General features: G+C 34.1%; 22 protein-coding genes. 9 read left to right on the plus strand and 13 right to left on the minus strand.

Translation table 11 applies throughout. The features are described from left to right. Positions 1-112 precede the first annotated feature (112 nt). The 9 genes from DL91_RS00265 to DL91_RS00305 all read left to right on the plus strand — a co-directional run bounded on the left by DL91_RS00265 (position 113) and on the right by DL91_RS00305 (position 11460). On the plus strand, positions 113-1834 hold the full coding sequence (locus DL91_RS00265; RefSeq protein WP_048189730.1) for a 2-oxoacid:acceptor oxidoreductase subunit alpha: 1722 nt from the start codon (positions 113-115) through the stop codon (positions 1832-1834). Between the two features lie 3 nt (positions 1835-1837). Then, a complete protein-coding gene (locus tag DL91_RS00270) occupies positions 1838-2698 on the plus strand; it encodes a thiamine pyrophosphate-dependent enzyme (RefSeq protein WP_048189731.1) in 861 nt (286 codons plus the stop codon). A 96-nt stretch (positions 2699-2794) separates the two neighbouring features. Further along, complete coding sequence (locus tag DL91_RS00275; RefSeq protein WP_048189732.1) at positions 2795-3568, plus strand: exodeoxyribonuclease III; 774 nt, start codon at positions 2795-2797, stop codon at positions 3566-3568. Positions 3569-3821: 253 nt separating this feature from the next. Further along, complete coding sequence (gene gatD / locus DL91_RS00280) at positions 3822-5135, plus strand: Glu-tRNA(Gln) amidotransferase subunit GatD (protein ID WP_048189733.1); 1314 nt, start codon at positions 3822-3824, stop codon at positions 5133-5135. A gap of 38 nt (positions 5136-5173) precedes the next feature. Next, complete coding sequence (gatE, locus tag DL91_RS00285) at positions 5174-7048, plus strand: Glu-tRNA(Gln) amidotransferase subunit GatE (RefSeq protein WP_048189734.1); 1875 nt, start codon at positions 5174-5176, stop codon at positions 7046-7048. Positions 7049-7137: 89 nt separating this feature from the next. Beyond that, positions 7138-8052: an NAD(P)/FAD-dependent oxidoreductase gene (locus DL91_RS00290; RefSeq protein ID WP_048189735.1), complete on the plus strand. Its 915-nt coding sequence runs from the start codon at positions 7138-7140 to the stop codon at positions 8050-8052. 64 nt (positions 8053-8116) lie between these two features. Continuing rightward, positions 8117-8980 carry a TIM barrel protein gene (locus tag DL91_RS00295; protein ID WP_048189736.1) on the plus strand — a complete coding sequence of 288 codons (864 nt, stop codon included), beginning with the start codon at positions 8117-8119 and terminating at the stop codon, positions 8978-8980. A 322-nt stretch (positions 8981-9302) separates the two neighbouring features. Beyond that, on the plus strand, positions 9303-10424 hold the full coding sequence (locus tag DL91_RS00300; RefSeq protein WP_048189737.1) for an AAA family ATPase: 1122 nt from the start codon (positions 9303-9305) through the stop codon (positions 10422-10424). Between the two features lie 307 nt (positions 10425-10731). Next, on the plus strand, positions 10732-11460 hold the full coding sequence (locus tag DL91_RS00305; RefSeq protein WP_048189738.1) for a DUF4013 domain-containing protein: 729 nt from the start codon (positions 10732-10734) through the stop codon (positions 11458-11460). Positions 11461-11599: 139 nt separating this feature from the next. On the opposite strand, the gene hemA is transcribed toward DL91_RS00305, so the two are convergent. The 13 genes from hemA to DL91_RS00370 all read right to left on the minus strand — a co-directional run bounded on the left by hemA (position 11600) and on the right by DL91_RS00370 (position 22932). Continuing rightward, positions 11600-12802 carry a glutamyl-tRNA reductase gene (gene hemA / locus DL91_RS00310; protein WP_048189739.1) on the minus strand — a complete coding sequence of 401 codons (1203 nt, stop codon included), beginning with the start codon at positions 12800-12802 and terminating at the stop codon, positions 11600-11602. Positions 12803-12862: 60 nt separating this feature from the next. Then, positions 12863-13495, minus strand: coding sequence for a bifunctional precorrin-2 dehydrogenase/sirohydrochlorin ferrochelatase (locus tag DL91_RS00315; RefSeq protein WP_048189740.1), 633 nt, complete (start codon positions 13493-13495; stop codon positions 12863-12865). Position 13496: 1 nt separating this feature from the next. After that, on the minus strand, positions 13497-13973 hold the full coding sequence (locus DL91_RS00320) for a methanogenesis marker 9 domain-containing protein (protein ID WP_048189741.1): 477 nt from the start codon (positions 13971-13973) through the stop codon (positions 13497-13499). Positions 13974-13977: 4 nt separating this feature from the next. Further along, on the minus strand, positions 13978-15579 hold the full coding sequence (gene atwA / locus DL91_RS00325) for a methyl coenzyme M reductase system, component A2 (protein ID WP_048189742.1): 1602 nt from the start codon (positions 15577-15579) through the stop codon (positions 13978-13980). 168 nt (positions 15580-15747) lie between these two features. After that, the gene (locus DL91_RS00330) at positions 15748-16464 is read right to left on the minus strand and encodes an MJ0144 family RNA dihydrouridine synthase-like protein (protein ID WP_048192259.1); all 717 of its coding nucleotides are present in this window, start codon (positions 16462-16464) and stop codon (positions 15748-15750) included. Positions 16465-16585: 121 nt separating this feature from the next. Beyond that, entirely contained in the window at positions 16586-17347 is a 762-nt protein-coding gene (locus tag DL91_RS00335; protein ID WP_048189743.1) for a GTP cyclohydrolase III, read from the minus strand. Beyond that, on the minus strand, positions 17344-18249 hold the full coding sequence (cofD, locus tag DL91_RS00340; RefSeq protein WP_048189744.1) for a 2-phospho-L-lactate transferase: 906 nt from the start codon (positions 18247-18249) through the stop codon (positions 17344-17346). Before cofD ends, DL91_RS00335 begins: the two co-directional genes overlap by 4 nt. Positions 18250-18311: 62 nt before the next feature. Then, a complete protein-coding gene (locus DL91_RS00345; RefSeq protein ID WP_048189745.1) occupies positions 18312-19073 on the minus strand; it encodes a coenzyme F420-0:L-glutamate ligase in 762 nt (253 codons plus the stop codon). A gap of 26 nt (positions 19074-19099) precedes the next feature. Further along, a complete protein-coding gene (locus DL91_RS00350) occupies positions 19100-19702 on the minus strand; it encodes an IMP cyclohydrolase (protein ID WP_048189746.1) in 603 nt (200 codons plus the stop codon). A 63-nt stretch (positions 19703-19765) separates the two neighbouring features. After that, positions 19766-20164, minus strand: a complete 399-nt coding sequence (locus tag DL91_RS00355) for a biopolymer transporter ExbD (protein ID WP_048189747.1) — start codon at positions 20162-20164, stop codon at positions 19766-19768. Positions 20165-20233: 69 nt separating this feature from the next. After that, positions 20234-21073 (minus strand): MotA/TolQ/ExbB proton channel family protein, encoded by an 840-nt coding sequence (locus DL91_RS00360; protein WP_048189748.1) that lies wholly within the window; start codon positions 21071-21073, stop codon positions 20234-20236. A 10-nt stretch (positions 21074-21083) separates the two neighbouring features. Further along, positions 21084-21692, minus strand: coding sequence for a ribonuclease HII (rnhB, locus tag DL91_RS00365; RefSeq protein WP_048189749.1), 609 nt, complete (start codon positions 21690-21692; stop codon positions 21084-21086). Between the two features lie 166 nt (positions 21693-21858). Further along, on the minus strand, positions 21859-22932 hold the full coding sequence (locus tag DL91_RS00370) for a rod shape-determining protein (RefSeq protein WP_048189750.1): 1074 nt from the start codon (positions 22930-22932) through the stop codon (positions 21859-21861). Between the last annotated feature and the right edge of the window lies 1 nt (position 22933).

A 22933-nucleotide genomic window follows, 5' to 3' on the forward strand; every position in this document is an offset into this window, starting at 1 on the left:
ATATTTATCCCTTATAACTCTTTAAATTCCTTTTAAAACAAAGTTTAAGTAGAACAAACAATAAAATATATATTAGAATTAGTTTTTTATTATATTTTTAGGGAGGTTTGTAATGTCAATAGATTCATCAAAAAAGGACGTTAGTATTGTTCTTTGCGGAGAAGCAGGTCAAGGTATCCAAACTGTAGAAAATATACTTGTTAAGGCAATTAAAAAGAGTGGATATAATGTTTTTTCTACCAAAGAATACATGTCACGTGTTAGAGGTGGCGAAAATTCCACAGAGATCAGAGTATCATCAAAGAGAGTAATTTCCTATGTTGATAGAATTGATATATTGCTATCGTTAAGTAAGGGAGCAGTTCCACATCTAGAAAACCGTATAAAATCTGATACACTCATAATGGGGGATGAAAAAACATTAGAACCCCTTTCTACAGAAAATTACAACTTACTTAAAGTGCCTTTAATGGAAATAGCTAAAAAAATGGGTGGATCAATTTTTTCAAATGTAATAGCTGCAGGGATAATAGCTTGTGTTCTAAACATACCTAAATCAATATTTGAAGATTGTATCGAAGAAATTTTTGCACGTAAAGGTCAGGAGATTGTTAAAAAGGATACAGATGCAGGTATGAAGGGATATGAAATTGGCAAGAAAATAGTTGATTCTGGAAGAATTAACTTACAGATTGAAAGGGATCCCAAAGTTTTAGAAGAACTACTTTTAGATGGAACAGAAGCAGTGGGATTGGGATGTATAGCGGGGGGCTGTAAATTTATGTCTTCCTATCCTATGACTCCATCCACACCTCTCCAAGTATTTATGGCTGTCAATTCAGAGGAATTTGACATGATCTTTGAGCAGGCAGAAGATGAGATTGCTGCCATTAACATGGCAATAGGTGGATTCTATGCAGGTGCTAGATCAATGGTTGCTACTTCAGGAAGTGGATTTGCACTCATGGAGGAAGCAGTAGGTCTTTCAGGAATGATTGAAATACCAGTGGTAATATATTTGGGTCAAAGACCAGGACCGGCAGTTGGTCTACCAACAAGGACATCACAGGAAGATCTGAACCTTGCATTATATTCAGGTCCTGGAGAATTTCCCAGAATAATATTTGCACCGGGAAATCTTGAAGATGCGTTTTTCCTTTCTCAAAAAGCATTTAACCTTGCTGATCATTACCAGACACCAGTATTCATACTTTCAGACCAATATTTTGCAGATATATTCTACAACCAACCAGTATTCGATCTGGAGGGTCTTGAAATTGAAAATCACATAATAAAAACCAAATCAGATTATAAACGATACGAAATAACAGCCAGTGGAATATCTCCAAGAGGAATTCCCGGATATGGTGAAGGATTGGTTGTTATAGATTCTGATGAGCACGATGAGGAGGGACATCTTACAGAGGATCTAGATCTCAGGACCGAGATGGTTGACAAGAGACTAAGAAAATTAAATGAAATACAGAAGGAGATAATACTTCCAGATTTGTTAGGTGGTTCAAATTATAAAATTTTGGTAATAGGATGGGGATCAACCTACGGCTCCATAAAAGAAGCTTTGGATAATCTTGAAAATGAAGATATTAGCTTTTTATATTTTAAACAAATCTACCCATTAGATCCATCAATAAAAAACCTCCTTAACAATGCAGAAAAAACCATAATATTTGAAAATAATGCTCAAGGACAATTTGCAGAATTAATAAAACTTAAAATTGGATTTGAAATAGAAAAAAAGGTTTTGAAGTATAATGGTATGCCATTTTCAGTGGAAGAAGTTGAAACGAGTCTCAAAGATTTTATAGGAGGATAAAAAATGGATCCTAAAATATTTGATATAGACGGAGCAGACATTGCCTGGTGTCCGGGATGTGGAGATTTTGCAATTCTCAAGACAATAAAGGAAACACTTGCAGAAATGGAAATCAGCCCAGAAGAACTGGTTTTTGTATCTGGAATTGGGCAGGCTGGTAAATTACCTCATTATATTAAAGCAAATGTTTTTAATGGGCTTCATGGCAGATCTTTACCTGTATCCACAGCAATAAAAGCTGTTAATCCAGAACTTATTGTAATTAATGTGAGTGGTGATGGTTGTACCTATGGTGAAGGAGGTAATCACTTTATTCATAACATTAGACGTAATCCTGACATAATAAACATTGTTCACAACAACATGGTGTATGGTTTAACAAAAGGACAAGCATCCCCAACAAGTCAAAGAGATTTCAACACTCCTTTGCAGATTGAAGGCGTATCATTAGAACCCTTCAATCCGCTGGCAATAGCAATAGCCCTAAATGCATCATTTGTTGCTAGGGCATTTAGTGGAGATATAAAACAAACTAAAGAAATCCTTAAAAAAGCAATAAAACATAAGGGATATGCTTTAATTGATATATTCCAACCATGTGTGACTTTCAACAAGGTTAACACATTTCAATGGTTTAAAAACAATACCTATTATTTAGATGAATCCCACGACCGCTTTGATAGAGAGGAAGCATTCAAAAAGTCAATTGAAACAGAAAAATATCCTTTAGGCATATTCTATATGAATTCCGATAATAAAACATTTGAAGAGAATATAATTGCCTATAAAACAAACAAATCACCCATGTACCAGAGGGATCTTGACATTGACAAATTGAAGAAATTAATTGACACAAAAAAATGAATAAAAATTTTTAAATAGAATTTCTTCAAGATATTGTTAATAACAAAAATGTTAAAATAGGGTATAATTAATTATTAAAAGAATTAGAGGTAACGTATGGATAAAATTAGGATTCGATCTTGGAATGTCAATGGTATTAGGGCAGTTCATAAAAAAGGGTTTTTGGAATGGTTTATTAACGAAAAACCAGACATTCTTTGCCTTCAAGAAACAAAAGCAACTAGAAAACAATTTCCTAAAGATTTAAGGGTTGTTGATAATTATCATCTTTATAGTTCCGAAGCAGAAAAGAAGGGATATAGTGGAACTGCAACATATTCATCTATCAAACCTGAAAAAGTAGAATATGGGTTTGGAATTGACAGATTCGATCTTGAGGGAAGAACAATTATCACAGATTATGGGGATTTTATATTGTTCAACATCTATTTCCCTAACGGTAAGATGTCTCCTGAGAGGTTACAATACAAGATGGAATTCTACGATGTATTCCTAGGATATGTAGATGAGCTGAAGGATGAGGGAAGGAATATAATTGTATGTGGAGATGTTAACACTGCACATAAAGAAATAGATCTGGCCCATCCAAAAGAAAACTCAAAAATTTCAGGGTTTCTTCCTGAGGAAAGGGCTTGGATGGATAAATTTTTTAGTCATGGCTATGTCGACACTTTTAGAGAATTTAACAAGAAACCCGAACAGTATACGTGGTGGAGTTACCGTACCAGGGCAAGGGATAGAAATGTCGGCTGGAGACTGGATTATTTCTTTGTAAACAAGGAATTTATGGATAATGTTGAGTCTTCATACATCTTATACGATGTAATGGGATCAGATCATTGCCCAATCGGTCTTGATATTAAGATATAGAACTAAAATTCCTGAATTAACGTATTTAAGGAGTTAAATTTTATTATTTTATTTAATATTTAAGTTTCGCATCGATTTTAGATTATATTATAATATTTTTAAAAAAACTTAAACATCAAAACTTAAAAGTTTTATGGGATGTTTTACTAAGATAAAACACCTAATTATTATGCAGCGTTTTTTTGTATAATCATTTAGTCTTCATTATAAAAAACTTAAACAGGAATTTAATCAATACTTAGAGGGATGTTATATGGGTTATAAAGGATCTTCACAGAAATTTTTGGAATTATCAGGCATATCAATTGGGGATATTATTAAAATTACAAAAAACAATGTTTCTTACCAGGGAATTCTACTTGATAGAGCGGAAGATCCTGATGATAAACACATAGTTTTAAAACTAGATAGCGGTTACAACATAGGGATAGATGTTGGGGGAGCATTGGCAGAATTAGTAACAAAAGGAGATAAGCCCAATTTAAAACTTACACCTTTAGATATTGGGAAAGATGTAGATAAACCAGATATATCAATAGTATCCACGGGAGGAACTGTCGCATCTGTTGTTGATTATAAGACCGGTGCAGTTCATCCTGCTTTTACAGCAGATGATCTTATTAGGGCAAATCCAGAATTACTTGTCCACGCTAATATAAATGGTGAAGCGATTCTCAATATTCTGAGTGAAAATATGAAACCCGAGTATTGGGTAAAAACTGCAAGATCAGTAGCTGATGAAATTAATAGCGGGGCCGATGGGGTTGTTGTAGCACATGGTACAGATACAATGCACTACACATCAGCAGCTCTGAACTTCATGTTAGATACACCTGTACCTGTTGTTGTGACAGGTGCTCAGAGAAGTTCCGACAGACCCTCTTCAGATGCATTTATGAACCTGATAAGTTCGGTGGTAGCAGCAAAATCTGATATAGCTGAAGTAACACTTTGTATGCATGCAGAAGAAGATGATTCATATTGTTTACTTCACCGTGGAACAAAGGTCAGAAAAATGCATACAACTCGCAGAGACACCTTCAGAAGTATAAACACCCTTCCAATTGCTAAAATTGAAAAAGGTAAATTAAAACTAGTTGATAAAAATTCAGATTATAAAAAGAGAAGTAACGAAAATGTACAGCTTCATGATGATCTCGAAGAGAAAGTTGCTTTAATTAAGAGCTATCCCGGAATTGAGGCAGACATAATTGATTATCACATTGACAAGGGGTACAAGGGAATTGTTCTTGAGGGTACAGGATTGGGACATTGTCCTGAAAATTTACTGCCATCGCTTGAAAGGGCAAAAGATTCTGATATTCCAGTTGTTATGACTTCACAATGTTTATATGGTCTGGTTAATATGAATGTGTATAGTACGGGTAGAAAAATTGTTTCTGCTGGTGTGATTTCTGTTTTTGACATGATTCCTGAGACAACATATGTTAAATTGGTTTGGGCTCTTGGTCAAACTGAAAATATTGAAGAAGTCAAAAAAATCATGCAAACCAATATAGCAGGGGAGATAGGGGAAAAATCATCAGAAAAATACTTTTTAAACTGATGAATCAGTAATTATATTTTAGTTATAGGGGGATCTTTATGGACTACAAAAAATTAGGTTTAAAAATGGGTCTTGAAATACACCAACAGCTTAACACAGAAAAAAAGTTATTTTGTCCGTGTAAATGTGAATTAACTGATAAAAAGCCTGATTACAAACTTTTAAGGTATTTGAGACCAACCCAAAGTGAGCTTGGGAAAATAGATAGGGCGGCTTTTGAAGAATCTAGGCGGAAATTAAAATTTATATATGAATCATACGATTATGAAACATGTCTAGTAGAATCTGATGATGAACCACCACACCCACTGAATATGGAAGCCTTAGAAATAGCAATGATAATAGCTTCTATCCTTCATATGAATATTATTGATGAATTCCACACCATGAGAAAACAGGTTATAGATGGGAGTAATACAGGCGGATTCCAGCGAACTGGACTTGTCGCAACAGATGGATATCTTGAAACAGAATATGGAATTGTCAAAATAGAAAATCTTTGCCTTGAAGAAGACGCAGCTAGAAGAATTAGTCAGAAGAAAGGGAAAGTAGTATTCAGACTCGATAGGCTGGGAATTCCTTTGTTGGAAGTAACAACAGATCCATCTATTAAACATCCTGAACAAGTTAAAGAAGTTGCATATCAATTGGGTCAAGTTCTTCGAAGTACAAAGGTGAAGCGGGGACTAGGAACAATACGTCAAGACCTGAATATTTCCATTGCAGAAGGAGCACGTGTGGAAATAAAAGGAGTACAAGACCTTGATTTAATGCCAAAAATGGTAGAAAATGAAGTTAAAAGACAATTAAAACTAATTGAAATAATGAAGGAACTTCAAAGTAGAGAAGCTACTGTTGATAATGAAATACATAATTTAAATAAAATATTTGAAAAAACTGAATCTAAAATAATATCTAAAGCATTGTCCAAGGGTGGAAATGTTCTAGCTATAAAATTAGGTGGATTTAAAGGTTTAATAGGAAAAGAAGTTCAACCTGGAAGGCGTTTTGGAACTGAACTTGCAGTTTATGCTAAAAAAATGGGAGTATCTGGAATATTTCATATTGATGAACTTCCAGCATATGGTATAACAGATGTAGATATTGAAAGAATTGCAAACCATCTCAAATTATCGGAAAATGATGCATTTATCATTGTTGCAGATGAGGATGAAAAGGCAAGAAATGCTATTATGGAAGTACAAAGAAGAGCAAAAACATCTATTAAAGAAGTCCCTGAAGAAACAAGGAAGGCTTTAGAAGATGCTAACAGTGAATATCTCAGACCATTACCCACAGCTAGCCGTATGTATGTTGAAACAGACATACTTACTACTGTAATATCTAAAGAGCAGATAAATGATATTAAATCAAATTTACCCGAACTTCCAAATGAAAAGAAACAAAGAATTATTGATCAGTACAAATTAAGTGAGGATATAGCTTCACAACTAGTTCGATTAGATAAGGTGGAAAATTTCGAAGATACAATGTCAACCTCAAAATTAGACCCAACCACGGTAGGATCAACACTTGCTTACACACTTAAAGAGCTTAGAAGAGATGGAAATGATGTTTCAAGATTAGATAATAAGATGTTGAAGGATACTTTTGCATTGGTTGAAGATGGAAAAATCGTTAAAGAAGCAGTTTCAGAAGTTATTGTGGGATTATGTAACGAAGAAGGTTCACCAGAGCAGATAGCTAGAAGTCTTAACATTATTATGCTCTCTGAAAAAGAAGTGGAAAAAATTATAGATGAGATACTGTTTGAAAATATCAAAATTGTTGAAGAACGTGGAATGGGTGCAATTGGAGCTTTAATGGGTAAATCCATGCAGAAACTCCAGGGTAAGGCAGATGGAAAACTTGTGAATAAACTTTTGAGGGATAAGATACAGAATATAAAGTAGTTGTGATGTTTTTAATAAAAAGATAATTAAGTGTATACACACTTAAAATTCTCTTAAATAACATTTATAATGGAATCTCGGGTGGTTTTATGGAAGAACATGATATTATTATTGTGGGGGCAGGACCTGCAGGTCTAACAGCAGGTATATACGCAGGAAGAGAAGGTTTGAAAGCATTGATCATCGATAAAGGTGTTACAGGTGGAAATGCTAACATGGCTCCTGTTATTGCAAATTTTCCAGGGTATAAATCAATACCGGGATTGGAGTTGCTTAAAAATATTGGAAACCAAGCAGAAAAATATATTCATATACAGGAATATGAAAAAATAGTTAAAATACAGAAAAAAACCGACACAATAACATTAAAAACTGATAAAGATAATTATAGAACTAAATCATTAATAATCTGCTCTGGCACAACCTACAGGAAATTGGGTGTTCCTGGTGAGGATAAATATATAGGGAAAGGAATATCTTATTGTTCAATATGCGATGGTATGCTTTTTAAGGGTAGAGATGTTTTAGTTATTGGTGGAGGTAACTCTGCTGTTACACATGCTCTTCATCTTAAAGATATAGGTGTGAATGTTAAAATTGTCCATAGAAGAGACGAGTTGAGAGCTCAGAAATATTTGCAGGATAAACTACATGAAGTTGGAATACCTATTATTTGGAACTCTGTTGTAAAGGAGATAAAGGGAGATATATTCCTAAAAAGTGTGATAGTCCATAATAGAGAAACAGATGTTGATGAAGAGCTGGAGGTTTCAGGTCTATTCTTAGCTGTAGGTGAAAAACCAAACAGTGACATTGCATCTAATATGGGTGTAAATGTAGATGAAATGGGTTATATCATAACAGATAAAAACCAAAAAACAAATATTACAAATGTTTACGCTGCAGGAGATATAACTGGAGGAGTGAAACAACTTGTAGTTGCTTGTGGTGAAGGAGCTGTGGCTGCTATAAATGCATATGAAGAACTTAAAATTGTAAAATAGAATTTTTATGATTTAGATTATTCTTTTTTTAAATAAATTCCAATAAAGTTTCATTGGAGGGAATATGTCAAATGTAAGATTTGGTCCGGCTGGAAGACCCATTAACTTTAAAGGTAATGCAAAGGATGCATGTAGTTATATAAAAGAAGAAGGACTTGAAGCCTATGAATATCAGGCAACATATGGTGTAAAAATTTCTAAGCAATCAGCAATCGAACTTAAGCAGAATTCTGAAGATAATGATGTACTTGTTTCGATGCATGCGCCATATTACATAAATTTATCATCAAACAAAGATGATGTGATAGAAAGATCCATTCAAAGGTTGGTTCAAGCTGCAAAGGCTTCAGAATGGATGGGTGCTTATAGAACTGTTTTCCACCCCGGATTTTATACTAGTTACACTTCAAACGAGGCTATGGATCGATGTAAAAATGCTATAAAGCAGATTATGGATAAATTGGAGGTTCTTGGGGTTGAAAATTACTATTTTGCACCGGAAACCACAGGAAAAAGGTCTCAACTTGGCAATTTGGATGAGATAATAGAAATTTGCAGGTCATTTGATCATTTTGAACCAACAGTGGATTTTGCTCATGTATATGCAAGATCTAGGGGAAAAATTAATAAACGGGAAGATTACAATCAAATCTTTCAGAAACTTGAGGATGAATTAGGGATTAAATCTCTTCATTCTCATTTCACACATATAGAATACACAGATGCTGGAGAAAGAAAGCATCATAAACTCTTAGATGATGATTATGGTCCTCCTCTCCAACCATTTATTGAAGAAATTGCTGAGTGCGGTTGGAACATTACAGTGATATGTGAAAGTCCACTAATTGATCAAGATGCTCTTTTAATGAAAAAGATGTACAGCCAGTTTTTGGCAAATAAAAAAAAAGATATAACACCAAAAAGATAACCTCTAAAACAACTCAATTTTATTTAAGAAGGTTTTACTTTATCCTGATGTAAACTTCTGAATAAAATGTTACATTAATAATATCATTGGAAAAATAATCAATATTAATGAAAGTAAATCATTGTTGTCTATAAAAATAATTATTTTTCATTTTTTTCAATATTATTTTGAGAACAAAAGTTTTTTATCCATTGCAATATACAGTATGTTCATATAGTATTGATTCTAAAAGTATAGCAAATCAACAAATATTTGATATTCACAAATTTATACATTCAATTTGAATAAAATTTACTAAATATAAAAAACGGTAGGTATCCTAGTGAAACTGAATAATATAACTCCTGATACATTGGTATCAGACAAAAAAACTTCAAAAAATTTAAATGAACCTAATAAGGAGGCTAAACTGGTAGTGCTCCAGTCGATTGGCTATCCATTTCTATGTAATCTTGTTGAAAATCCTAAAATTGAAATATTCGATAAAGAACTTTTTGAACTTTATGCCAAAGAACAGTGGGAGGGATGTGTGGTTGATGAAGGTTCATTCTTGTTTGACCAGAAATTACTTCCAGATTATGCATTTAAGATTGTAAAAGCTCATCCAGATAATTCAAAAATAACCGATAACACGTCAATTCTTCTAATTGAGATTCAAGAATCGCGTGAAATAAAGCAGATTGAAAGTAGCATCCGAATGGAAGATGTGATTGGGCAGGAACGGGCTAAGACCAAGTGCAAAATAATAATGAAATATCTTAAGGAACCAGATAAGTTCAAGGAATGGGCACCAAGGAATGTTCTGTTCTACGGAACACCGGGCACAGGAAAGACCATGCTTGCAAAATCCCTTTCAAATGAATTAAAAGTTCCATTGTTTCTTGTTAAGGCAACTAGTCTTATAGGTGAACATGTAGGAGATGGTGCTAGACAAATTCATGAACTTTTTGAAATGGCTTCTGCAAGTTCACCATCTGTGATTTTTATAGATGAGATGGATGCTGTAGGTCTAGACAGGAAATATCAATCATTAAGGGGAGATGTTTCAGAGGTTGTCAATGCATTGTTAACTGAAATGGATGGCATTGATCATCATAAGGGAGTTGTAACAATAGGTGCAACCAATAATCCTCATTTACTTGATTTCGCAATAAGGAGTAGATTTGAAGAGGAGATTGAATTCACACTTCCAGATGAAAAAGAAAGGTTGGCTATTTTAGATCTTTATACCGGATCAATGCCAATTAGTGTTGATTTGAACTTAGATAGACTTGTAAAATGTACTAAGGGGATGTCTGGAAGGGATATTAAGGACAGAATTTTAAAAGTTGCTCTTCATAAGGCAATATACGAAGATACAGATACTGTTACATGGGAACATGTGAAATATGCTCTTAAACAACATAAAACCAAACTGAACGAACCAAAAGGTATGTTCGCATAATTATTTAAGTCTTTTTTCTTATTTTTTTGGATAAAATTTTAAATATACATTTTAATGGAAAAATAGGACTTATATATACATCCCTCACAACACTCAGGATACATGCTCTTTTTACACCTATATATTGATGTGTTCTATTCATGAATACCTAAGATCATAATTTACTATTGATTATATGGACTTTGGATTTGATTAAATTAATATGAAATTTTTTTTGTAAATATCTATTTATTTAGATTTAAAATTTAATAACATTCATGTTTATAAGTCATATAAAAAATTTAAATATGGAGGGGCATAGGATATTATGGGATCTATGAATCTAAATGAGATAATAATCGATGCAATGAAGTATTCTGCTTCCGACTTGAAAATGTTACTTCTTCTTGGATTGGTACTTTTTATTGCAGATTTTGCAGATTCACTATCTGGGGCAGGAGAAACCACAGATATTCTAAGATTTTTTCTTAGTGTCTTAGTTATTTTACTTGCTATCTTTGAAGCAGGTTATGTTTTTAGAATAGTTGAAGAAACAATTCATGGATCAAAAAAACTTCCTCAATTCAATGATTTGAAAATCACATTCATACACGGACTTAAAGAGACTATAGTCCTAATCATGTACTTTTCTATTCCTCTGTTGTTGTTTGTGTTATTTTTTGTAGAATTTTTATTCTCTATGGATTTAGATGATGTTCCAGGAGAAAGTGCAGTATTATTTCTAATTATCCTTGCTATAACAGTTATCATTTATGCATTCTTCCCGGCGGTACTGTTACACAGAGCTCATCACAACGGAGACGTAAGAGCAAGCTTTGATTTTAAAAAGATTTATCATAAAATACGAAATGTGGGTATTAAACGATTGATTATTGTTTACCTTGGAATATTCATAGTTGGAACTATGGTAGAAGTGGCTTTATCAGATAGTTTGGCAAATAGTGTTCCTATTATAGGTACTTTTATTCCTGATCTCATAATTGCCCCGTATATATTAATATTCTCCGCAAGGTTTCTGGGACTGATAGATAGATAATTAATTATGTAATAAATGTAATTTAAGTAAAATTAATCAAAATAATATTTTTATGTGAATGAATCAATGAATCCTTAATATTCTAATTAAATTAAAAATTGCATAATTATTTAATAAAATAATATACTAATAAATTTTTCTATAACCACGATTTTCTTGAGAAAATAGTTTCAGCAGCTTCGATAACATTTTTTTCATCATTTTCAGCTGCTTCCTTTAGATTTTTTATTACATCATAAAATATACGTTCAACAACTACCTTTGTTAGGTCGTCAACAATTTTTTCATTACCATTCATATCACCAAGCATTTTAAATGCTTTCTGGGTTTCATTTAACCGGATATTTTCAGCAGTAATTCTGATATTTGATATGATGGGTTCCACTTCCAAATGTTTGAGGGAACGTTTTAAAAGTTTCATTTCATTTTTAACTATATCTTCTGCGTCTGATGCTTCTGTTTCTCTCATTTCCCTACTTCTTTTTGCTATATCTCTTAGGTCGTCTATATTAAAGAGTTTCACACCAAGTTTGGAAACATCCTCTTCTATGTCTCGTGGATTTGCAATGTCTACCATAACCATTTTTGAAATAATATGTGAAGGCACAACTTCTTTAACCTTTTGATAGGTTAAAATTGGGTGCGGTGCACCGGTTGCACTTATAACAACATCTGCATCTCTCATTGCTTCATCTAATTTATCAAAGTGGATGGCTGATCCACCTAGTTCCCTTGCAAGTTCAACTGCTCTATCATGTGTTCTGTTTGCAACAACGATGGCCTTTAAATTTTTCTCAACTAGTGCCTTGGCAACAAGAGTTCCCATTTTACCTGCACCAATTACTAAAACCTTTTTACATTTAAGATCTCCATGAACAGATTCTGCTAGTTCAACTGCAGCTGAACCAATAGATAAGGAACCTTCATTTATTTTTGTTTTTTTCCGTACAACTTGACCAACATGAATTGCCTTTATGAAGATTGTATTGAGCACCTCTCCACAGCATCCTTCTTTAACACTTCTCTTTTGTGCATCTTTTATCTGTCCGAGTATTTGGTCTTCGCCAAGTATCATTGATTCCAAACCTGAGGATAATCTTAACAGATGTTCCATTGCATTGTCCTCTGTTTCAACAACAAAATCATCACATTGAAGATTTTCAATAGAACATTCTCCTAAAACCAAGTAGATCTCTGCTCTATTACATGTATTTATCTTTAGATATTCTTGCACAGGATATTTTTCATAGATATTATTGAAAACAGACTCAAGTTTCTGACTTGACCTTTCCATTTTACTAATGTCTGCTGTTTTGTGATCAACTCTAATGTTCAAAATCACTTTTTCCACCTAGAATATAATTATTTTTAAGAATTTTTTCCCATAGAACCTATTTTTAATTCATAATTTAGTAGTGTTAAGGGATATTATCAACTCGTTAACATATGTCTTAGCATCTTCCAGTTTGCCCTCTGTTAAGAGTTTTTTTATTTTTTGATCTTCTAAAATGGTATAAAGGCATGATCTTCTTTTTTTCTGATCATCTAACCTTTCTTTGAGAATTTTCCGAGCAAACGATTGGAGTTCGAGCTGCAGAACATCTTCTGGACTTATTACTTTTTCTATCTTTTTTCTTAACTCCTTTGACATGAGGGGGCTCTTTCCGCCGGTAAATATGCATATTTGCACATCGCCTATGAAAAAAGATGATGGAACGATTAAATTGCCTTTATTTGGGAAGTCTGCTCGATTAATAAGTTTTTCTCCAGATAAGTCAGCTACTCTTTGGTTTAACTCATGGTCGGCTGATGCAGTAATAACAATATCTGCCCATTTAACCCACTTATGAATTTCTTTAATTGGTTTTATGGTTGCACCAAGATCATTTAAATGTTCTGGAACATGGTTTCCCAGTACAACAACATTTGCCCCTGCCTCAAGGAATCTTATAGTTCTCCTATTTCCTACTTCTCCAGAACCTACTATTAAAACTTTGTTGTCCTTCATCTCAAGAAACAGAGGAGTCCAACCCATATTAAAACTCCAAATTCTTCATTTTAAGAAGTTTTGCAGCTTTTTTCAAGTCATTATCACATTGTTGGAGTGTTTTAAATGCCTCTTCCTCGGACACATTGAATGTTTCTGAAAGAACAGTAACACTCTCTTTTGTATTTGATTCATGTTTTCCTACAAGTTCCTCTGAAAGCTCTTTTTTCAACTCCATATACTCGTCAACACTCATTCCAATCCTTCTCATTACCATATCTCTTAGTGGACATGGTTTTGAAGGTTTACAGCACCACACAAGTGAACCAAAACAAGTTCCTTCTCCTTGGCTGAGTTTAGTTTTCTCTGCAAATTTTTCTTTTATTTCAATATACTCCTGAGGAGTTAGTTTAGCATCCTCAAGTGCATATATAACTGGACAAGGTTTTACTGGTGGACAACAAAATGCTAATGCGCGTTTGTCCCCTCCCCTGCATACATGTGATGGTGAATCTTCCCATACCATTATTTTATTCCTCCGTAAGCATCTTCTCTTTCTCTTTTGGTGTTAGATCTTCGACAATCTCCTTTGGATCGCCTATTTTAAGTATTTTTCCACCACGCATCAATGCAGCCCTATCGCAAACATCAAGAACGAAATCCATGTCATGGGATATAATTAGAAAAGTCTGACTAAGTTCATCACGAGCTCTTCTTATTGAATCAGTAACCTGAACTCGTGTAATAGGATCCATAGTACCGGTTGGTTCGTCAAGAATCACAATATTCGGTTCTTTAATCAGAACCTGGGCAAGAGCAACTCTGTGGCGTTCTCCTCCACTCAATTCATCAGGATATTTTGTTAATAAATTATTAGCATAATTTTCATCAAAACCAACTGCTTTGAGTACATATATGGCTTTCATTTTAGCAAATTCTGCGGGGAGTTCGAGACTAATTGCCTCGGTTAGGTTTCCAAGAACGTTTCTATGAGGATAAAGACTATATTCTTGATGTAAAATTCCAAGGTAAGGTATTACACGTCCTCTCCCGAAAGGGCCTTTCTGTGTCATATCAATCCAATTTTCACCAAGTTTTACCTCGATTTTACCACCGCTGGGATCTGTGAGTCCATAAAGTATTCTAGAAAGTGTTGTTTTTCCAGCACCACTAAGCCCTACAATTCCAAAGATTTCACTTGTATTAACAGTAAGATCAATGCCATCAACTGCCTTAACAACTCCCCTTTCAATGGAGTAGTAATGTTTTTTAACATTTTCTATTTGTATTATGGGGCCACCAGTCTTGAAAACATCTTTTTTCTCAGGTAGAGGTACTTGAGACATGAATTCCTGGACAACAGTCTCAGGATCTCCTTCAACAATTATTTCTCCCTTTTCAAGCCATATTACATAGTCTGATAATTTTCTCATAACCTCTGGCCAGTGAGATGTAATGATCATTGTTGTGCCTTTATTTTTTACTCCATCAAGCAGTGCCTGATGAAGTAATTCAGCTGTTTTAGGATCTAATGTTCCAGTAGGTTCATCAGCAAGGAATATCATTGGTTCCTTTGCTATCTGTCTTGCAAGTACTACTCTTTGCTTTTCCCCTCCGCTCAGATCCCTTGCAATATGGGTAATTCTGTGTGCCATCTGAGCCATTTCAATCAAGTCTATGGCCATATACGTACTTTCCTCTTCATCATGACCAGTTATTGATTTTAAAACATTATCTATGACTGTATCATCTTCATAAAGGGCAAATGTCCTCTGCAGCATTATGGATATTCTACGTTTAATGGCTGCAAAAATTTTGCGGTCACAGTTCCAGAAGTCAACTTTTTTTAATTCGAATTCACATCCACATCCGCAACTACATATTTTTCCAGCGGCAGATGGAGGTTCTACCCTCAAACAATCAGGGCAGATTGCTATTGTATATATGATCTGACCTTTATCTGGTCTGTAATCTTTCATTCCTCTGAACATATTTATGAGTACAGATTTCCCTGAACCACTTCTTCCAAGAATGCCTAAAACTTTTCCCTCATCAATGGTCATATTCAGATTTTTTAAGATTTCGACACCATTAAAGGTTTTTGTAACATTTTTCACTTCTATAAAAGACATGTAACCACCTTTTCTATGAGTTTGTGAATTTTTAGATAAATTAATTTGATTTATTCTATTTTGAATATTTAACTTATTAATTATTTGATTCAACCAATATATAATTTGATAATTATATCTTAAAAATTATCAATTTTTTTTATATAAACCCTAAATAAATTTTTTTAGTCATACCATTGAAAGATCAAACGGGAGAGTCCCATTAATAGCAGCTCTTGCAATAGAAAAACCATTAGCACCTGCAGAGAGCATATTTCTTGCAGACATCAAATCTTTGATCGAATTGTTTCCTATAATGAATACATCAACATTTTTCCTTATAGATTCAATAACACCATAATCCGCACAATCAAATCCTGGTTTCATTGCATCGACATGAATGAAATCGGCACCTGCATCATTTATTGCTTTTGCAACCATAACATTGTCCACTCCAGGTACATTTGCACGCATCTTAACCGAGACTTTCTTATCACAATTTTCTACAACCTTTGAGGTGAAATCTTTAAGTAATTCAGGATTTTTTAGAAGAGCCTGTCCACAACCCGCTTGAACCAATTCCTGCTGTCTACAGTGGGCATTTATTTCTATTATGTCGAGTTCTGGGATATTGGATATATTTATGATAGGGTCTGGAGTGCTTGCACGAAGATTAACAGATACTAGGCCTTTGTAATCATTGTTATTTTTGATAATTTTAATTTCATTGGTTATATGTTGTTCTAAATCATTTTTAGCAATATCAAATTCCGGTCTGCCTCGTTTGATTATTTTCAATCCTGCCTTTATAGATTGTTGATCTGCATTGTAACCTCCAACGGTTAAAATATCAAAACCATAAATAGCCATTTTATTGCAGAATTTACCATCTGTTATCCCTGCCATGGGGGCTAAAACCTTCAATGGGATACCTCCATTAAAACAAATTTAATTTGTCTAAAATGAATATTCATAAAGTATAATTTAAAAACAAAGAAGTTTTGAGGTTTTCCAACCTCGGATCATATTATTCTTCATTTTTCATTACATGTACAAGATTATAGGTAAATCCGCCCCTTATTTCTTCAAGTGCGAGGTCTGCAAGGTTTGCTGCTTTTTCTGCAGTCGGTGCTTTTCCAACCCCGGCTTTAAGGGCAATATTTATTTCATTTTCAATTTCTTCGATTATCTTAAGGAGTCCCTCTGGGGTTAGGCCGTTACAGGGAGACATGAAGTTGTCACCACCAATAAAGAAAAGTAAAGAACCTTTTTCAATGAGTTTCTTCATTAAGAAATGTTGTACACGGTTTACTATGAATGAAGTATCATATGCCGGGATTATGTCGGTGAGAGAGTCAGTTATGCCATTTATATCTATATGGGCGATCTGGACAAAGCTTTCATCACTTTTTACCAAGCCGTCTATTGCCAGAACTTCTGTTCTTTTCTCTGACTGGGCTCCACCATAGTTTTGAAGGGCATTTGTTGCTTTTCGCTGTGCCTCGTATGGAGTTTCTGCAGCTCCAACACCCATACTAACTGTTATGGGGTATCTATTTCCTATGGACTTTTGTATTCTGAGATGATCCTCCATGTCCACGCCATTTGTCACCGCGAGCATGTTATCGAAACGGGTGAAAAATACTAGCCCTCCCTTTGCAGCAAACTGCCTTTGGAGGTCTGCATAAAGCTCTGCCTGCAAGATCTGTAGATCTGCTTCTGCCCTTGGTGTTGGAGTAACCGTCCATGGGCCATAGTTGTCAATTTGAATTAAGGTCATTTGAATCATAAAATATCACCCAATGTAGTTCTGGCTAACATCTTTTTTTCTCCGATGTTCTTCATGTTGGTGTTTGTTACAACTACCTCTGGTATTAGTCTTTCTATTTTATTCTTGTAGGCATTATCCTTAAGGTCTATAATAAATTTGTTTAAAAAGTTCGCGTACATTTTTGCAACACCTAAACATGAAACATCATGTCCCAGAGCATTCATAAATTTGGCTGCAGGACCACTTACAGGAGCATCACCAATAATTGGAGATATCCCAACTACGTAAGCATTTTTTAGGGCTTTAGATACGCCTTCTAAAGTTATTATGGGTCCTATGGAAGTTATGGGATTTGAAGGCCCTATTATAACCATCTCAGACTCTTCAATAAATTCAATAAGTCCGGGTGATGGTGAAACAGGATTATATTTGATGTCAAGAACTTCAGGCATGCCTTGTCTCTCAACAAGAAATTTATGAAATTCCATTTTTCCTTCGTTTGTTTCAATGATTATATTAGATTTATCATTACTCATTGGAATTATTTCAGATTCAATACCCAGGGCTTTTCTCTGAATGTCAACAACCCTTGAAAGAGGATATTGTTCCATAAGCAATGTTTTCTGAATTTTTATGGCTCTATCCCTATCACCAATTTTAAGGGTTTCAGGGCATTTGATCTCCTTTAAAGTTTCATGTGTTATAAATGTATCATCCTTAATTCCATACCATGTATCATCATTGATCATTCCTGACAGTGTATACATAACAGTGTCAATATCAGGAGCCACATAAACTCCTGAAAAATAGTTGTTTTCAAGTGTATTAACAACCACACGAAGTTTATTTGGTTCTATTAATTTCATAATCCCCTGTAATAGTTTAGGGGTACCTGTTCCGCCGGAAAATATTGTTATCATATGGATCTATCTTTTTTTTATTGACTAAGATTTTGAATTTTATTAGCTATCCAATAATATTCTTATCTGAACACATCGTATTCTTTTGGTCTTAGTAGAGGTTTTGAATTTGCAGAATTGTTTCTCAATATTTTGAAATAATCCACTCCTCTTATTATAACAACAGGAATTCCTTCACTTGCTTGTCCCATTACTATAGATGCTGCTGATGCTAATTCATCTGAAACTGCTGTTTGGGTTGTTTGGAGTTCACGTCCATAGAGATCTAGTTTTCCTTCTTGGTTCCACAATGATTCCATACCCGATATCCCAATGGCTACACCCACTGCACCTTCTCTAAATGGACGTCCTTGTGTGTCAGATATTATAACTGCAACATCCTTTTCAGTTAAGGTTTCTATTTTTTTTCGGATTTGATCTGCACTTTTATCTGGATTTGTAGGGATTGGTGTTGCAAATCCATGTTCAATGTTTGATTCATCTATCCCTGCATTAGCACATATAAAACCGTGTTTAGTTTCACAAATTATGAAATTTGGTCCTAATTTGATTATATCGGTTGATTCACGAATAATAGCTTCAACAAGATTTGCATTTTTCCCAGTTTTTTTGGAAATATCCATTGCATTTTTACTCGGATTCAATGATTTAAGATCTATTACATTACCTTCTGCTTTAGCTACTGCAGTTTCTGCAATCACTATAATATCTTCATTACAAATTTCTATTCCTTCATCATCTGCAGTATTAATTATAATTTCTGCAAGATTGTCTCCTTCTTTAATAAGTGGAATTTTCTTGATACCTATGATATTAACACACATTTATGCACCTTTTCTTAATGAAGCTATTATATGGAACTTATTTCCCATTCATTCTTTCCAAAGGCTGCTGCCGATGTCACAGGGTTGGTGAACTCTCTAAATTTGCCTTGATCCATTATAAATTTAGCTGCTTCTTGGGCATTATTGGCATTAAAATCCACTATTTGTGGTTTTGTGTGTTCGTATGTTGATATGTATGCACATTTCCCTGTTTCAACCTTTTGAACTATTAAATCTTCATGGGTAACAATTCCTATAAAAGAATCTCCTTGTAGTGTTGTTGCACCAGCAATACGTGGAGTTTTAAAATCATCCTTTTCATAATCCATAGAAAGTAAAGATAATGCTATTGAATCTCTAATATTCATTCCTGAAGCTATTTTATCTGCTATCACATCTGTATGGGAACCATTTGAAACAACTGCTATGTCATCGACAATTTTTATGGAATTATATGCTATATATGGATTTTTAAACACATCTTTTTCATTTCCCTCTGTGGGAACAATTGAAACTCTGTCTTCAAATGATTTTGCTATTCTATTTGGAAAAGATCTACTGGATACTCTGTATGCAACGAATTTTCCAGATTCTGTACTTCCTACTGCTAATATTCTTCCTAGATACATTTCATTCACCTCTTATACATTTTATATATTTATCTATTTAGAGAGTATATAATAACATGAAATTTATTGTTGTGGTATATTCACTGCTTGATCTGGTAACATATCAGATGGGGCAGTTATCACAATCGCACCTTCTTTTGCCTTTATAATTATCTCGCCCTCATCTATTACCCTTGTGTGGACGGCTATTGCACCATTTTTTATGTCCTTAGACATGTCAATTCCATTAACAGTTACTAATTTAAGACCAGCTACAGGTATAAGATAATAATCCGAAGGTCCAGCAGTCTGGTTTATTTCAGGTTTACCTGAGGATGAACTGGTATCAGCAGCAGCCTGAAAACTACTTGTAACCATTAAAAATATTAGAATTGTGAATATAACATCTATGAGTGGAACTAAATTGACCCTTGGATTGTTTTCTTGTAACTTATTTCTGTATTTGCTTGTGTCAAGTGCCATTTATTTACTCCTAAAATTATTATAATTTATTTTTTAATCTTTAATTTAGTGGTAGTAATATTTACTTTTTCATTGGCGTAATTTACTTTCAATTATCTCTGCATTTGTATTGCCCTTTTCCCTAACAATGCTGCTTATGTTTTTATCAAGCATATTTGGATGTATAGATATCCATATGTTTGCATCAGAATCAAGGATCTTCTTTACCTCTACAACTCCGTTAGATTCTTTAAGGGCTTCAACAGATTTATCTACATTAGAATCAACCTTAATCTTCATTTCTGCAGTTCTCCAATTTGTCATCTTCTTGGCTATGTCTATCTTATCTATTTCTTCTTCTATCTTACTGTTTATATATGAATATAATGGTAAAATGATTATTGCTACTGTAAGTCCTGCGATTGTAGTTATTAATGCGATGTAAATCCCTTCGGCCATCATTGAAGGGTTTCCACCCACTCCCATGGCCTTGAATGTGTACCAAATACCTATAACTGTTCCAATCAAACCCAAAAGTGGGGCGATTTCTATTATGGTTTTCAAAGTATTGAGTCCTTTGGTCATTCTTCCCATTTCAACAATGAATACCCTTTCCATTGCATCTTCAACCTCAACATTGTTTCGATAGCCTATTTTCAATGCTTCAGATATGATTTTTGATATGGGATTCTGGTATTTTCCTATTGAGCGTAAAGCTTCAAGGGAACCACCTCTGTCCATCGCTTCATTCACTGTTCCAATGATCTGTGGAAGACTAATCTTGGATATTTTGCGCATTTTGTAAATCTTTTCAGAAGATAATATAACACCATAAATTCCAATTATGGTTATTAAATAGGTAATTATTCCTCCACTTCTGAACATTTCCATTATGGTTCCAAAAGAACTTGTAAAAAATTCGTATATCATTTTATCCTCGTTACTTCATTCTTTCAACAGTTGCCCAGGATCTTCTAACAAAGTCTGGTAGATCATTGTATGGTGTGTTTTTTAAAAATGAGATGGTTTTTGGATCACTGGGATAACCCGATCCAATATCTTTGAATTCCTTTTTGATCTTGTTAATTTCCATGTCCCTTTCAACTTTGGCAACAATTGATGCTGCAGATACAATAGCATATTTATCGTCAGCCCCATGTTCTGCAACAACCTTGAGATTGTTCTGGAATTTTTCTATTTCATTTTTAAATCTTTCAGGTTTAACATCTATACAATCAATATAGGATACATCTGGATTGGAATCTCCAATTATTTTTCTCATTGCAATTTTTTCTATTTCATTGAGGTTAATATCCTTTGATCTTAGCAGATCTATGTCTGTTGCACTTATATGTACAGGGTGACACTCTGCTATTTTTCTTATTTTCCTTGAGAGAACAACTCTTCTCTTTGGAGAAATTTTTTTCGAATCCCGTAATTTAAGTCTATCCAAATATTTTAATCTTTCTTCTAATATTGCAACTCCACATACAACAAGCGGACCCAACACAGATCCCCTACCTGCTTCGTCTATGCCAACTAATTTCATGTACTATTAACCCCTTAAAAAGTATAGTTGTTTGTTTAATCCTTAATTATTTTGCATATATTAAATTTTGCATATATTAAATAGTTAATAATTACAATTTATTGGCAATTAAATTAGGATATTAATTTTTAGAAAAATAAAAAATGGTTTAAAAAAAGAAGAGAATTTATTTCATCGCTTTTAAACGAACTTCGGGTTCGAGTGCCCTTGGTTCTGCAGCTACTATTGCAGCTCCCTTTGCCACAACAGTCATTGGATCGTCTGATATTTCTACCGGAATTCCAACTTCTTCATATATTCTTTCTTTTAATCCTCTGAGCTGTGATGTTCCACCAACAACTACAGTTTTGTTGTATACTCCAGATATGAGTTCTGGTGACATCCTTTCAAGAACCAGCGAAAGTGCCTCAATAAGTCTTTTAACTATTGGTTCTGCAGCATCAGCCACTAATTTGGAGTCTATTTCCACCTTTTTTGGCTTGTTGGTTTCCATGGATTTTCCAATTGCATTGGTTGTGATATTTTCAACATCTGCATCGGAATGTACCATTCCTACGGCTATTTTAGCATTTTCCGCTTCATGTATTCCTATTTCTACGTTGTAAATCTCTTTGACTTTTTCAACAATGTTTTTATCTATATCATCTCCACCATTTCGTATGGTTTCAATGTCGGTGATTCCACCTAAGGATATTACAACTATATCACTTGAACCTGCACCAATATCTATTACCATTGTACCTGCAGCTTCTGCTATAGGAAGACCGGCTCCAATGGCAGCAGATAATCCCTCACTGATAACTAGTACATAACTTGCTCCAGCTTTTATTCCTATCTCTTCAACTGCTCTTTTTTCTACTTCAGATGCATCTCCAGGAATACCTATAACAATTCTGTCAATGTTATCTGTATTTTCACCTGAACCCTTATCCATAGCATAAACCAGTAATGCTTCTGCTTGAGCTATACTTTCTATAACTCCCTTTCTGAGGGGTCTTACAGCAATAATATCTTCAGGAGTTCTTCCGAGCATTGATTTTGCTTCTTCACCAACAGCTAGAACATATGATGAATCTTCCTTTTTCACTGCAACCACAGATGGAATTTTGTATAAGTCGAATTTATCTCCTGATGGCTTAGCAACTACTGTGTTAAGGGTTCCTAAATCTATCCCTAACGTGTCAGTCAAAGCCTTTTTCTTAACATCTACCTCATCATTCTTCTTTAGAAAATCGAACATT

Origin of the sequence: Methanobacterium sp. SMA-27 (assembly GCF_000744455.1) — an archaeon.
Classification (GTDB): domain Archaea; phylum Methanobacteriota; class Methanobacteria; order Methanobacteriales; family Methanobacteriaceae; genus Methanobacterium_B.

Bases quoted from the DNA above. Each gene is read 5' to 3' on its own strand.
- DL91_RS00265 (WP_048189730.1), top strand. From the start codon at position 113: ATGTCAATAGATTCATCAAAAAAGGACGTTAGTATTGTTCTTTGCGGA.
- DL91_RS00270 (WP_048189731.1), top strand. From the start codon at position 1,838: ATGGATCCTAAAATATTTGATATAGACGGAGCAGACATTGCCTGGTGT.
- DL91_RS00275 (WP_048189732.1), top strand. From the start codon at position 2,795: ATGGATAAAATTAGGATTCGATCTTGGAATGTCAATGGTATTAGGGCA.
- gatD (WP_048189733.1), top strand. From the start codon at position 3,822: ATGGGTTATAAAGGATCTTCACAGAAATTTTTGGAATTATCAGGCATA.
- gatE (WP_048189734.1), top strand. From the start codon at position 5,174: ATGGACTACAAAAAATTAGGTTTAAAAATGGGTCTTGAAATACACCAA.
- DL91_RS00290 (WP_048189735.1), top strand. From the start codon at position 7,138: ATGGAAGAACATGATATTATTATTGTGGGGGCAGGACCTGCAGGTCTA.
- DL91_RS00295 (WP_048189736.1), top strand. From the start codon at position 8,117: ATGTCAAATGTAAGATTTGGTCCGGCTGGAAGACCCATTAACTTTAAA.
- DL91_RS00305 (WP_048189738.1), top strand. From the start codon at position 10,732: ATGGGATCTATGAATCTAAATGAGATAATAATCGATGCAATGAAGTAT.
- DL91_RS00315 (WP_048189740.1), bottom strand. From the start codon at position 13,495: ATGGGTTGGACTCCTCTGTTTCTTGAGATGAAGGACAACAAAGTTTTA.
- DL91_RS00320 (WP_048189741.1), bottom strand. From the start codon at position 13,973: ATGGTATGGGAAGATTCACCATCACATGTATGCAGGGGAGGGGACAAA.
- atwA (WP_048189742.1), bottom strand. From the start codon at position 15,579: ATGTCTTTTATAGAAGTGAAAAATGTTACAAAAACCTTTAATGGTGTC.
- DL91_RS00330 (WP_048192259.1), bottom strand. From the start codon at position 16,464: ATGGCAGGGATAACAGATGGTAAATTCTGCAATAAAATGGCTATTTAT.
- DL91_RS00335 (WP_048189743.1), bottom strand. From the start codon at position 17,347: ATGATTCAAATGACCTTAATTCAAATTGACAACTATGGCCCATGGACG.
- cofD (WP_048189744.1), bottom strand. From the start codon at position 18,249: ATGATAACAATATTTTCCGGCGGAACAGGTACCCCTAAACTATTACAG.
- DL91_RS00345 (WP_048189745.1), bottom strand. From the start codon at position 19,073: ATGTGTGTTAATATCATAGGTATCAAGAAAATTCCACTTATTAAAGAA.
- DL91_RS00350 (WP_048189746.1), bottom strand. From the start codon at position 19,702: ATGTATCTAGGAAGAATATTAGCAGTAGGAAGTACAGAATCTGGAAAA.
- DL91_RS00355 (WP_048189747.1), bottom strand. From the start codon at position 20,164: ATGGCACTTGACACAAGCAAATACAGAAATAAGTTACAAGAAAACAAT.
- DL91_RS00360 (WP_048189748.1), bottom strand. From the start codon at position 21,073: ATGATATACGAATTTTTTACAAGTTCTTTTGGAACCATAATGGAAATG.
- rnhB (WP_048189749.1), bottom strand. From the start codon at position 21,692: ATGAAATTAGTTGGCATAGACGAAGCAGGTAGGGGATCTGTGTTGGGT.
- DL91_RS00370 (WP_048189750.1), bottom strand. From the start codon at position 22,932: ATGTTCGATTTTCTAAAGAAGAATGATGAGGTAGATGTTAAGAAAAAG.